The 12,080-nt window shown below is 66.5% G+C and carries 12 protein-coding genes; 6 read left to right on the top strand and 6 right to left on the bottom strand.

The genetic code is table 11. The annotated features are described in order from the left end of the window. The first annotated feature begins 113 nt into the window (after positions 1-113). From CHEID_RS01685 to CHEID_RS01675, 3 genes are read left to right on the top strand one after another with little or no spacing between them, the layout of a single operon-like run. Positions 114-1,106, top strand: a complete 993-nt coding sequence (locus tag CHEID_RS01685) for a metal ABC transporter solute-binding protein, Zn/Mn family (RefSeq protein WP_112768577.1) — start codon at positions 114-116, stop codon at positions 1,104-1,106. Then, positions 1,103-1,813 (top strand): metal ABC transporter ATP-binding protein, encoded by a 711-nt coding sequence (locus CHEID_RS01680; protein WP_238599212.1) that lies wholly within the window; start codon positions 1,103-1,105, stop codon positions 1,811-1,813. The genes CHEID_RS01685 and CHEID_RS01680 overlap by 4 nt, the downstream gene beginning before the upstream one ends. After that, complete coding sequence (locus CHEID_RS01675; protein WP_112768576.1) at positions 1,810-2,787, top strand: metal ABC transporter permease; 978 nt, start codon at positions 1,810-1,812, stop codon at positions 2,785-2,787. Before CHEID_RS01680 ends, CHEID_RS01675 begins: the two co-directional genes overlap by 4 nt. A 60-nt stretch (positions 2,788-2,847) precedes the next feature. Here CHEID_RS01675 and rlmB read toward each other — a convergent pair whose 3' ends face one another. After that, the gene (gene rlmB / locus CHEID_RS01670) at positions 2,848-3,804 is read right to left on the bottom strand and encodes a 23S rRNA (guanosine(2251)-2'-O)-methyltransferase RlmB (protein ID WP_112768585.1); all 957 of its coding nucleotides are present in this window, start codon (positions 3,802-3,804) and stop codon (positions 2,848-2,850) included. Positions 3,805-3,886: 82 nt separating this feature from the next. Continuing rightward, positions 3,887-5,368, bottom strand: a complete 1,482-nt coding sequence (gene cysS, locus CHEID_RS01665) for a cysteine--tRNA ligase (protein WP_181645837.1) — start codon at positions 5,366-5,368, stop codon at positions 3,887-3,889. Positions 5,369-5,561: 193 nt separating this feature from the next. On the opposite strand from cysS, the gene CHEID_RS01660 reads away from it, so the two are divergent. After that, entirely contained in the window at positions 5,562-6,407 is an 846-nt protein-coding gene (locus tag CHEID_RS01660) for a fumarylacetoacetate hydrolase family protein (RefSeq protein ID WP_112768574.1), read from the top strand. 29 nt (positions 6,408-6,436) lie between these two features. On the opposite strand, the gene ispF is transcribed toward CHEID_RS01660, so the two are convergent. The 3 genes from ispF to CHEID_RS01645 all read right to left on the bottom strand — a co-directional run bounded on the left by ispF (position 6,437) and on the right by CHEID_RS01645 (position 8,546). Beyond that, positions 6,437-6,982, bottom strand: a complete 546-nt coding sequence (gene ispF / locus CHEID_RS01655) for a 2-C-methyl-D-erythritol 2,4-cyclodiphosphate synthase (protein ID WP_112768573.1) — start codon at positions 6,980-6,982, stop codon at positions 6,437-6,439. Next, positions 6,979-7,866: a 2-C-methyl-D-erythritol 4-phosphate cytidylyltransferase gene (ispD, locus tag CHEID_RS01650; protein ID WP_112768572.1), complete on the bottom strand. Its 888-nt coding sequence runs from the start codon at positions 7,864-7,866 to the stop codon at positions 6,979-6,981. The genes ispF and ispD overlap by 4 nt, the downstream gene beginning before the upstream one ends. Before the next feature lie 68 nt (positions 7,867-7,934). Continuing rightward, positions 7,935-8,546, bottom strand: coding sequence for a CarD family transcriptional regulator (locus CHEID_RS01645; protein ID WP_112768571.1), 612 nt, complete (start codon positions 8,544-8,546; stop codon positions 7,935-7,937). 290 nt (positions 8,547-8,836) lie between these two features. On the opposite strand from CHEID_RS01645, the gene CHEID_RS01640 reads away from it, so the two are divergent. Continuing rightward, positions 8,837-9,442, top strand: coding sequence for a hypothetical protein (locus CHEID_RS01640; protein ID WP_273661204.1), 606 nt, complete (start codon positions 8,837-8,839; stop codon positions 9,440-9,442). A 152-nt stretch (positions 9,443-9,594) separates the two neighbouring features. After that, entirely contained in the window at positions 9,595-11,127 is a 1,533-nt protein-coding gene (radA, locus tag CHEID_RS01635) for a DNA repair protein RadA (protein ID WP_112768569.1), read from the top strand. A gap of 22 nt (positions 11,128-11,149) precedes the next feature. Here the strand turns inward: radA and CHEID_RS01630 are convergent, their stop codons facing one another. Beyond that, entirely contained in the window at positions 11,150-11,941 is a 792-nt protein-coding gene (locus tag CHEID_RS01630; RefSeq protein ID WP_238599211.1) for a hypothetical protein, read from the bottom strand. Positions 11,942-12,080 lie beyond the last annotated feature (139 nt).

The raw sequence follows: 12,080 nt of genomic DNA, 5'->3' as shown, positions 1-12,080 counted from the left end.
GCCCACCAATCTATGCGTCCCGGGCCGCAATTGCCGGAAAGTCTCGGCTCCCACTACGCTAGCAATGGCAATCCTTTTCAACTTGGGTGAGATGCACCGCGGAAGGACATTCGATGACGCTACCTCGCAAGATCGCTGCCGTGGCCAGCGCCACTATCCTGGCCCTGGGCGTGGCGGCCTGCTCCGACAACAACGACAACAACAACGGCGGCAGCGGCGGCGGGTCCAGCCAATCGGCCAAGGATCACCCGAAAATCAAGGTGGTGGCTTCCACCGCCATCTGGGGGGACATCGCCAAGGAAGTCGCCAAGGGCCACGACAACGTGGAGGTGGAGACCATCCTGGACAACACCAAGGAGGACCCCCACGAGTACGAACCGACCGCACAGGACCTGGCCAAGCTGCAGGGCGCGGACTTCGTGGTGGCCAACGGGGCCGGTTACGATTCCTGGCTGACCGATCACGCCGACGCGAAGTCCCACGTCATCACCGCCGCCGGGGATGGGCATGGCGGCGGGCAGACCGGTGGGCACGACCACGGGGCCCCGGGAGCCGAGGGGCACGACCATGGCGCTGCGGGTGCCGAGGGGCACGACCACGGCGCTGCGGGGGAGAATCCGCACGTGTGGTTCGATATGGCCGCTGTGGAGCACCTCGCGGATCACTTCGCCGAGCACCTCCACGAGAAGGACTCCTCCATCCCCGCCACCGCGGACAGCGTGAAGGAGAAGCTCGGGAAGTTCAGCGAGCGCCTGAAGGCCCTGCCCGAGCGCAACGTCATCACCACCGAGTCCATCGTGGAGGATGCGCTGAGGGTGTCCAAGCTCACGGACATCACCCCGGAGGGATTCAAGAAGGCCGTGGCCCAGGAATCGGAGCCCTCCGCCGCCGATGTCGCCGAGGCAGTGCGAATCGTCCGCAGCGGACTCGCCGATGCCCTCATCACCAACCAGCAGGCCCAAACCCCCGCGGCCCAGCAGCTCGTGGATGCGGCGAAATCCAAGGGGATGAAGCTGGTCAACGTCAATGAGACCCCAGACCAGGGCTCCGACTACTTTGCCTACATGGACAAGTTCATCTCCGAGTTGGAGAACGCGACGAAGTGACCGAGCCCCTGCTCGAATTTCGTGATGCCGCGGTCGAGCCCCTGTGGCGGGGCCTGAGCTTTACTGTCCAGCCCGGGGAATTCCTTGCGGTGCTGGGCACCAACGGGGTGGGCAAGTCGACTCTGCTCAATGTTGCTTTGGGGAATCGCAAGCTGACCGGGGGCAGCTACCGGGCCACCGACCGAGTGGGATTCATGCCCCAACAGCGCATGTTTGATCCAGACGCGCCCATCCGAGCGCGGGACCTGGTGGGGCTCTCCACTGCCCACGGGATCCTTCGTCACCGGCGCCCACGGCGGACGGATGTGGACCGGGCTCTTGCCGCGGTGGGGGCCAGTGGCTTCGCCAAGCGCCGGGTCGGCGAACTATCCGGCGGTCAGCAACAGCTTATCCGCCAAGCCCAAGCCCTGGCGGGCGACCCAAAACTCCTGCTGTGCGACGAGCCGCTGCTGTCCATGGACCTGCGGGCCCAGCGCAGAACGGTGGAGCTGCTGGACGCTCGGCGCCGGGAACACGGCACTGCAGTGGTCTTCGTAACGCATGGGATCAACCCCATCCTGGACGTCACTGACCGGGTGCTCTACCTCACGCCCCACGGCCACTGCATCGGGACAGTAGATGAAGTGATGACCACCCGCACCCTTTCCGAGCTCTATCGAACGGAAGTAGAGGTCATTAATGTGGACGGCAAGCTGGTGGTAGTGTGAGCGCGTTTGACACCGGAAACTGGTGGGCGGATACCACCGCGTTGCTCGGGGTTGATTTTGTCCAGCACGCCATCATTGCAGCACTGCTGCTGGGGATAGTCTCCGGGGCCATCGCTCCCCTGATCGTGATGCGGCGGATGAGCTTCGCCGCGCACTCCACGGGGGAGTTGGCCCTCATGGGGGCGGCCGCAGCACTCCTCTTCGGATATGGTGTGAGCTTCGGCGCGCTGGTGGGGGCGGTCGCCGCCGCCGTGGTCCTCGCGCTGCTGGGAATGCGGGAGCAGGACTCCATTGTGGCTGTGGTGTTGAGCTTCGGCATGGGGCTGTCTGTCCTGTTCATCTACCTCTACCCCGGCCGTTCCTCGGCAGCGTTTAGCCTGCTGACTGGTCAGATTGTCGGCGTGAGCTCGGCGAGCCTGGGGGTCTTGGCAGGCGTGGCGGCACTGGTCGTGGCGGTAGTGGGGGTCCTGTGGCGCCCGCTACTGTTCGCCACGGTTGATCCCGTCCTCGCCGCAGCCTCGGGGGTGCGGGTGCAGCTGCTGTCCGTCCTGTTCGCCGCGCTCATCGGCGTGGTGGCGAGCCAGGGGGTTCAGATCGTCGGTGCGCTGCTTCTCATCGCCCTGTTGATCACCCCGGGGGCCGCGGCAGTGAAGGTGACCGCGAACCCCGTCATCGCCGTATTGCTGTCCGGGATATTCTCGGTCACCGCGGCTGTCGGGGGGCTGGTGCTCTCGCTAGCTCCAGGACTCCCGGTGTCCGTCTTCGTGACCACCATCAGCTTTGTGATCTACCTGGCCTGCCGCCTCATCGCTTGGCTGCGGGGGCGACGGGTCAGCGCGGATGAAGTCCGGGCGCGGGAGTACCGGGAAGCTGCCGCGCTGGCGCCCCAGGCCATTCCGGATAGCGCCAGCAGCCCGGAGCTTCAGGCGCAGATCGGCGCGGAGCTCAACGAGCCCACCCCCGGTCACCACTAGTACGCGCTAGCGCAGTACGCCCACGCGCGTGCCGGGTGCTGGTCCGCTCGCCGCGCCCCCCTACCCCTTCTTCGCGCGCCGCTGGCGGGCGAACTCGCTGAGCACCACGCCCGCAGCCACGGAGGCATTCAGCGATTCCACCTTCCCGGCCATGGGGATGGACAGGATCGTGTCGCAGGTCTCGCCAACAAGGCGGGACAGGCCTTTGCCCTCGGACCCCACAACGATGACCACGGGAGTTGTCCCGTCGTAAGTGTCCAGCGTGTGATCCCCGCCGGCATCCAGGCCGACCACCTGGAATCCGGCCTGCTGGAACTGCTTGAGGGCCCGGACCATGTTGGTGGCCTTCGCCACGGGCAGCCGGGCGGCCGTACCAGCGGAGGTGCGCCAAGCCACAGCCGTCACCGACGCGCTTCTGCGCTCCGGGATGATCACCCCATGCCCGCCGAAAGCCGCGACGGAGCGGATGACCGCCCCAAGGTTCCGGGGATCCGTGATGTTGTCCAGCGCGACCACGAGCCCCGGGGAAGGCATGGCCACGCAGGTCTCGATGACGTCCTCCACCTGGGCATAGGCATAGGGCGGCACCTGCAATCCAATTCCCTGGTGCATCCCGTTGCCGGTCATCTTATCCAGCTCGTCGCGGCTGACTTCCAGCACGGAAATCCCCCGCTCGGCGCATGTGTGCACCGCTTCGGAGAGGCGCTCGTCATTGGCGGTGCCCACGGCAACGAAAAGGGCGGTGGCGGGAACCCTGGCGTGCAGGCACTCCACCACCGGGTTGCGCCCCACGACCAGCTCCACGTCCTCGGCGAGCTTGCGCCGATCGTGACGGCCGGACGCGCGGCGCTCGGCGGCCTTCTTTCGCTTATAGGCCGCGTGGTATTCGCGGTCCTCGGCCTTCGGGGTGGCCCCCTTACCGCGCAGTCCCCGCCGCCGCTGGCCACCGGATCCCTTGGCGGGCCCCTTTTTGCTGGTCTTTCGGATAGCACCTCGGCGCTTGTCGTTGCCGGCCACGGCCACACCCTTTTCGTTGTCGCGTCGTTCTGATGCGCCACACCTCCGGCAATTGGTGCACGAGGGTTTGGCGCTTACCCGGTCATCCTAACGGCAGGGACCACTTGGCCCCATCTGCGGTATCGGTCACCTCGATGCCCGCGGCTTTGAGCCGGTCGCGCACCTCGTCTGCCACGGCCCAGTTCTTCTCCGCCCGGGCCTGCGCACGGCGGTCCAGCTCCGCTTGCACAAGAACATCCAGGGCAGCCAGTGCAGCGCCGGAGCCCCCCTGCTGGTTACGGGTGGCGGGCCACCACGTGGGCCCCAGCGGGTCCACCCCCAGCACGGCCGCCATCCCACGCACCGCGCCCGCCCACTTGCGCACGTCTACCGCCCCGCCCGGTTGGGATTGCGCCAGCGCCTTGTTGCCTTCGCGCACCGCGTCGTGGATGACGGCAAGGGCTTGCGGCACCGCCAAGTCCTCATCCATCTTCGCGTCGAACGCCTCCAGCCGGGGGCCCACTTCCACGACATCGGGGGCTTCGGTGCGCTGGGTGCTGGTGGCGTCCTCACCCCCCGAAGACCCCGCAGAACCGCAGGACCGCAAGTAATCGGCGGCGCGCAACAGGAATTTCTCGATCCTCTGGTACCCGGCCGCGGCCTCCTGGAGGGCGGAGTCAGAGAACTCCAGCATGGACCGGTAGTGCCCGCTGCCCAGGTAGTACCGCAGCTCCACGGACCGCACTTTCTGCAGGATCGCCGGCACGCTGAGCACGTTGCCCAGCGATTTGGACATCTTCTCCCCACTCATCGTGACCCACCCGTTGTGCAGCCAGAAGTTCGCGAACCCGTCCCCTGCGGCGTGGGCCTGGGCGGCCTCGTTCTCGTGGTGCGGGAATTGCAGGTCCAGTCCGCCGCAGTGGATGTCGAACTCGCGGCCCAGGTAGGTCGTGGCCATCGCGGAGCATTCGATGTGCCACCCCGGCCGGCCGGGTCCCCAGGGGGAATCCCACGCGGGCTCGCCCGGTTTGGCGGCTTTCCACATGGTGAAGTCGCGGGGGTCGCGCTTGCCGGTGCCGGCGGATTCGCCCTGGTCCAGTTCGTCCAGGCGCTGACCGGACAGGAAACCGTAGCGCTCGATCGTGGCGGGTTGGGCGTAGACGTTGCCGTCGGCGGCGTACCCGTGGCCGTTGTCGATGATGCGCTGCATGTACTCGATCATCTGGGGGATGTGGCCGGTGGCTCGGGGCTCGATCGACGGCGGGGTTACGCCGAGCTGATCATAGGCCCAGGCGAAGGCGCGTTCGTGCGTGGCGGCCCATTCCCACCAGGGGCGGTTGTTCTCTGCGGCCTTGGTGAGGATTTTGTCGTCGATGTCCGTGACGTTGCGCACGAAGGCGACATCCAGGCCCTTGGCGGTCAGCCAATTGCGCAGGATGTCGAAGGCCACACCGGAGCGGACGTGCCCGATGTGGGGGATGGACTGGACGGTCGCGCCACACAGGTACACGGATGCGTGCCCCCGGCGCAGGGGGGCGAATTCGCGTAGTTCACGGGTGGCGGTATCGAACAGTCGTAGAGTCACGCCGATTAAGTCTACTTGCCGTTGTCAGGGGCGGAAACGGACTGTTCGCGTTGGCCCCGGGATGACGCCGCTGCCCCGCAGGCCAGTAGCGTGGGAGGCGCTAAATCCCAGGGCCATCCGGCGCCGCGAGAAATGGCGAGGCCCCCCGGGAGAACCCACCGACGTGCCCGAAGAAGAATCGAGGACAAACACTATGCGCCTAGCAACCGTGGACATCGCTGGCCAGCACACCGTCGTGGATGTTGTGGAGTTCGAGGACGGGCGCGGCCGCGGCCGGGTGCTCGCGGACGGTTGTGTGGGCCAATTGCTGGGGCGGGGGGATCTGTCTTCCGTTCTTGGGGACGCCACTGCTGCCCAACACGGCGCCGCCGCCACCCCGCGCGGGATGGTGGAGTTCACGTCGGCGCAATTGCTCCCAGTGGTCCCCCGGCCGGGGAAGATTTTCTGCGTGGGGCTGAACTACCGGGAGCACATCCAGGAGATGGGCCACGAGATCCCGGAGCACCCCACCCTCTTCGCCAAATACGCCAGTGCCCTGGCAGCGCCGTTTGCTCAGGTGAACCTACCTGCCGCCCTGGGGCAGCAGGCGGATTACGAAGGTGAGCTCGCGGTTGTGGTCGGCGCCGGTGGCAGGGTCGCAGGTTACGCGGTGATGAATGATTTCTCCCAGCGCGACTGGCAGTACCGGACGCAGCAGTGGCTGCAGGGCAAGAACGCGGACGCCTCCAGCGCCTTCGGACCATGGTTGACCCCGGCCCAGGAGGTGGATCCCGTCGCGGACGGGGCGACGCTGCGCACGTGGGTGAACGGGGAGCTGCGCCAGGAGCACAGCGTGTCGGACCTGGTGTTTCCACCGGCGGAGCTGGTGGAGTACATCTCGCAGTTCGCCCGGCTGGAGCCGGGGGATGTCATCGTCACGGGCACCCCGGAAGGGGTGGGGCATGGGATGAAACCGCCCCGGTACTTAGCCGATGGGGACGAGGTTCGCATCTCTATCGAGGGGCTGGGGGAAGTCAGCTCTACGGTGCGGATGGGATGAGGCGAGTGGGATGAGGATGGCAGGGGGCCCTAGCGGCCCTGCACCTTGGACCACACCACGGCGGTGGCCACGGCAGCCACGCCCTCGCCCCGCCCGGTGAAACCGAGGTGGTCCGTCGTGGTCGCGGAGACGCTGACGGGTGCCCCGATCAGTTCGCTCATTGCGGCCTCCGCCTCGGCCCGGCGCGTGCCCATCTTCGGGCGGTTGCCCACCATCTGCACGGCCGCGTTGCCGATCGTGAATCCCTTGGATGCCAGCAGTTCGCGGCACTCGGTGAGCAAGCGGGCGCCGGAGACGTTGTCGTACTCCTGGCGACCCACGCCCACGAAGCTGCCCAGATCCCCCTGGCCTGCGGCGCTGAGCAGCGCGTCCACCACGGCGTGGGCTACCACGTCCCCGTCGGAGTGCCCCTCACAGCCGTCCTCGTCCTCCCAGAGCAGGCAGGCCATCCAGCACGGTTTTCCGGCCTGCACCTGGTGCGCGTCGGTGGCCACCCCCACCCGCGGGATGATCGGGGCGCTGGCTGCAGGGCCGGTTGGTGCGGCTGCCGGTTCGGAGTTCTGTGCTGGAGTCATCGCTTCTCCTCATCTGCCAGGTTGTTTCTAACGAGGCCCTGGCTTGCAGCGGTGCCGTCTGCCAGGTCGTCGGCGCCGGGTGGCGCGGGCCGACGTTGGGGCTGAGCGCTCCGGTCCAAGAGGCGCAGGGCTGCCTCGTAGTCCTCGGGCGTCGTGATCTTCAGGGCCCGCGGGTCCCCCGCGACCGTAAGCACCCGGTGGCCCGCCAACTCCATAATGGAGGCATCATCCGTCGCCTCGGCGCCCGCCAACCCTGAGCGGGTGAACGCTTCGTTAGCGCTCATCAGGTCTCGGAGACCGAACCCCTGCGGAGTCTGGACCGCCCGCAAGGTGCGGCGCGCCGGGGTGCCCAGCACGAATCCCTGTTGATCCACGGTTTTGATCGTGTCCACCACCGGCAGGGCGGGGATCACCCCCGCCCACTGCCCGCTGGAGAGTCCGGCCCGGGTCTGCTCCACCACTCGGCGGAAGACTGTCGCTGGCGTGAGGCAGCGGGCGGCGTCGTGCACCAGCACGATGGCGCCCGCGGTGGGTTCTGGCCCGTCGATTGCCTTTGCCATCGCCTGCAGGCCAGCCCGAACGGAGTCTGCGCGTTCCCCGCCGCCGAGCACTAGCTGAATTTCGAGAGGTTCCCACAGCGCGTTGTTGGTGGCGTCCTCAATGATCTTCTTGGCTCTGCCCCACATCGCCTCGCTGACTACGACGGCCACCCGATCGACCACCCCCGAAGCCCCAATGCCATCCAACGCGCGCTCCAATAGGGTGCGCCCGCCGAGGTTTACGAAGGCTTTTGGCATGTCCCGGCCCAGGCGCGTGCCACTGCCCGCCGCTGCGACAATAGCGCAGACGGGAGCGCCGGACGGGTGGCTCTTGGGTGGGGTCATGTCAGTGCTGCTGGCGGAGGAGATAGTGGCGAGGCCTTGGCTGTTAGTACCCGCAGGTGGGAACGGGCTTAGGCCTCGTCGCCGTCCAGGTCCTCCCCCAGCTCGCTATCCAGGTCCACGCTGGTGCTGTTCTTGGCAGTAGCGTCCTCCGGCAAGCCCGCTGCCCGGGCGGCTGCGGCCGCTTCCCGGTGCCGCTCGATTGTCTCCTGCATCTGCTTCAGTAGAGCGTCGGTCTTCTTAACGTCTACCCCATCGGCGAGGGCAAGCTCGCCGACCAGGATCTGCCGGGCCTTCGCAAGCATCCGCTTCTCCCCGGCGGATAGGCCCCGGTCCTGATCCCGGCGCCACAGATCGCGCACAACCTCGGCCACCTTGTTGACATCCCCGGAGGTCAGGCGCTCCTGATTGGCCTTGTAGCGGCGGGACCAGTTACCGGCCTCCTCCACGTCCGTCTCCCGCAACACGGAGAAGACTTTCAACAGGCCCTCCTCCCCCACCACATCGCGAACCCCGATCTTTTCCGCGTTCGCTGCGGGCACCCGCACCGCCAAGTCGCCCTGGTTGATGCGGAGGACCAGGTAGTCGACCTCCGTACCCTTGAAGGAACGCTTTTCAATGCCCTCAATGACGGCCGCTCCGTGATGGGGGTAAACGACCGTATCGCCGACCTTGAACTCCATGCGGGTGATCTCGCCTTCCTACTGGGCAGGTGGTGCTTATTCGTCGCGGCAATTCTACCGCAGGGCAGCGTGGGAGGATGCACCGGTTTGCCGGGGACATCTGCCGAAGATACGGGGCAGCGAGTTCGCGAGAGGAAGGGCGGCGGGGGCAGGGCGAGGAATGAGGCTGGCGGAAGGCAGTGGCGAAGGTCATGAAGATTGGTGAATTGGGTGACTAGGTATAGGGGGCTGAAAGGGGTTACGCTGTCCGGTAGACGTTTACACAACTGCCTCAAATGGAGGATCGCACCGTGAAGCCCTTGAAGCCGTCCGCCGCCCGCGGCGCCCTGACCCTTATCGCCGCCGGTTCTGCCCTCGCCCTCGCGGGGTGCGGTGCAGGTCAGATCTCGCAGACGAACACGCAGGTTGCCGCCGTAAATGGTTCCGCCGGCAGCGTGAAGAACGTGACGGTGCGGGACGTGACGGTGCTGGTCGGACCGGACGGCACGGGCGGCGTGAAGTTCAACGCCGGGAATAACGACGAGTCCGGCGAGAAGGTCACGCTGAAGAGCGTGACGGTGCGCAACCAGCCGGTGACCCTGGAGGGGGACACCACCATCCAGCCGAACTGCAACCTGGTGGCCGACATCGCCCCGGCCATCCAGCAGCTAGACGAGGACAAGAACACCAGCCCCAAGTGCCCGACGTACGTCATCACGGGCCTCACCATGAAGAACCTTTACCCCGGTGGGCACGAGGAAGTGAAGCTAGAGTTCGATAAGGGAAGCGTGACGGTGAACGCCGCTGTGGCGGCCCCCACCCCCGAGGCCGGGCAGTACTACCGAGGACCGAACGGCTCCGTAACCGATGAGAAGAATTTCATGGAGGAGCACAAGCAGCTCGCCGAGGAGAAGTAGGCAGGCGCCTTCTCCTCCGGGTTTTTCTTCGGTCCTCATTCCCCCCGGTCGCTTTTATTGGTTATTGACGGGGGGAACACTTGTTCGATATTCGTGGCCTTCGGGCGATGCGGGCGGTGAGCATGTCCCGGGCGCTGCCTAGCCTATGGGCTATGGCCAAGAGCAGCACCACCTTTGAATGCACCGACTGCGGTCACCGCTTGAGCAAGTGGATGGGCCGGTGCCCGAGCTGCGATAGCTGGGGCACTATGACCGCCGTCGTAAACAGCTATGCGCAGTTCAGCGTGGGGCAGCGCACTAAGAGCACTAAGAAGGGGCAGGGGTCGCAGGCACGAGCGCCAAGGGGCGGGCGCGCCGCTGACCGAAAAGCCGGGTCGGCGCAGGTGGCGGGGGCGCCAGGTGCACTGGCACCAGGTGCCCGGGCAGTGGACGCACTAACGGACCCCTCAGAATTGCTAGGACACCTAGCGGGAGATGGCGGAGATGCCCTGCGTATCACCGACATCGATGCCCTCACTGCCGAACACAGGCCCAGCGGCATTGGCGAACTGGATCGCGTGCTGGGCGGTGGCATCGTCCCGGGCAGCGCTGTACTTCTGGCTGGCGAGCCGGGCGTGGGCAAATCCACCCTCCTACTGGAGGTCGCGGCCTGCTGGGCCCGCTCCGGGCATACCGCGCTGATCATCACCGCCGAGGAGTCCGCGGGGCAGGTACGCCACCGGGCCCAGCGCACGGGAGCCGTGGAAGAAAACCTGTATGTGGCCAGCGAAAACGATCTCGAGACGGCGTTGGGCTACGTCGACGATATTCGGCCCGAGCTGATCATTGTGGATTCCATCCAGACGATGAACGCCACTGGGGTGGACGGCGTATCCGGCGGGGTCACCCAAACCCGGGCGGTGGCGGCGACGCTGACCACCTTGGCCAAGCAGACCGGAACCCCGGTCATCGCCGTGGGACACGTGACGAAGGACGGCAACGTCGCGGGCCCCCGAACTATCGAGCATCTGGTGGACGTGGTCCTCAGTTTCGAGGGGGACAAGCATTCCTCGCTGCGCTTCCTCCGCGGCATCAAGAACCGCTTCGGCGCCACGGACGAAGTGGGTTGCTTCGAGCAAACCGCCCACGGGATTCGCGAAGTGACCGACCCTAGCGGACTGTTCCTGCACCACCGTTCCGAATCCGTCACGGGAACGGCGGTGACCGTCGTCATGGACGGGCGCCGCGCCATGGTCGGAGAGCTACAGACCCTCGCCCTGCACAGCGAGCTGAAGAATGCGAAGCGGTACGTCACCGGCATGGACAACAACCGCGTATCGATGATCCTGGCCGTCCTATCCGAGCGCTGCGGCCTGCGCCTGGCGGACAAGGAAGTATATGCTGCGACTGTCGGCGGGATGAGGATTCAGGAACCATCCGCTGACCTGGCCACCGGGTTGGCGCTGGCGTCGACCGCGCGCCGCCTGCCCCTTCCGCTGGGCCTCGTCGCCGTGGGAGAGGTCGGGCTCGGCGGGGAGGTCCGTCGCGTTCCACAGCTCACCCAGCGCCTAGCCGAGGCCGCGCGGCTTGGCTTCAACAGTGCGCTCATCCCCCGGGGATGTGTTCACGACAAGCCCCAGGGGATGGAGGTTCGGGAGGTGGGCACCCTTTGCGAAGCGGTGCGGCTGGCCCTCGCCGAGGCGTAGGCGGATCGACTTAGCTGCGGGGTTAACCCAGGTTGAAGGTGGCTGGCTGAGAGACCGTGTCCCCGACGTGCGTGTACAGCAGGTAAGCCCCGGCGGGCACCGGATCACGGGACCCGCAGTTCCCCGGGACGGAGGAAGTGCGCGACCAGCTAGTCAGCTCATACGTTGTAGTCTTCCCCGCCGGAAACTTCACGTTCCCAGTCACCTCCGGGTCGTTGCAGTCCAGGTCGGACCACACACGCTGGTAATCGTTGAGGCGGAACACCTCGAACTTCAGCGGCGAGTCCTTCATATTCAACTCGCAATCACGGCCGGTGGGGTTAGTGATCTCCGCAAAGAAGTTGGGCTGCTGATCTGCCCCGAACACCGGGGCACCCGGCACGGCCTCCACCTGCAGGTCAGCGGGCGAGCAGTTGCCTGCCTTCGGTTCCGAGCTGGCACTTGCCGAGGGGGATGACGTGGCGGAATCGGATGCCTTTGAGCTGTTGCCCTGCGGAGGTTCCACCGGCCCCTTCATGTTCGGCGAGGTGCTGGTTGCTTGCGTCGCCGCCGCATTTTCGGAATCGGACCCACCGCCGAACATGGCCGCGATAGCCCACCACAGCAAACCGATCAACACCACAAGCACTACAACCGCAGCAACCCGGCGCCGGATGTAGACCTCCCGGGGCAGCGGGCGCCCGTTGCGTCCTTCTTCGGGACGCCCGGCCCTAGCGCCCGGCCGAGCCTCCCCCCATGACCGGGAGCGTCGCGGCTCGCGCGAATAATCCGGGTCGCGCGGATCTCTGCGGGGACTGCGGTGCTCGGTACTCACGCCCCCACCATAAAACGGACCCACGGCCCAACGAGGTAAAGACACAGGCGGGTGGGAAGAGGAGGGCAGGACGAGGCGGCATGTCCGCCGAAGTTTCGGTAAACCATCGAAATGCAGCCTCCACGTCCGGAACCCGAGA

The organism is Corynebacterium heidelbergense (assembly GCF_028609845.1).
GTDB classification, from domain to species: Bacteria; Actinomycetota; Actinomycetes; order Mycobacteriales; family Mycobacteriaceae; genus Corynebacterium; species Corynebacterium heidelbergense.
This window is presented reverse-complemented; position numbering and strand designations above follow the sequence as displayed.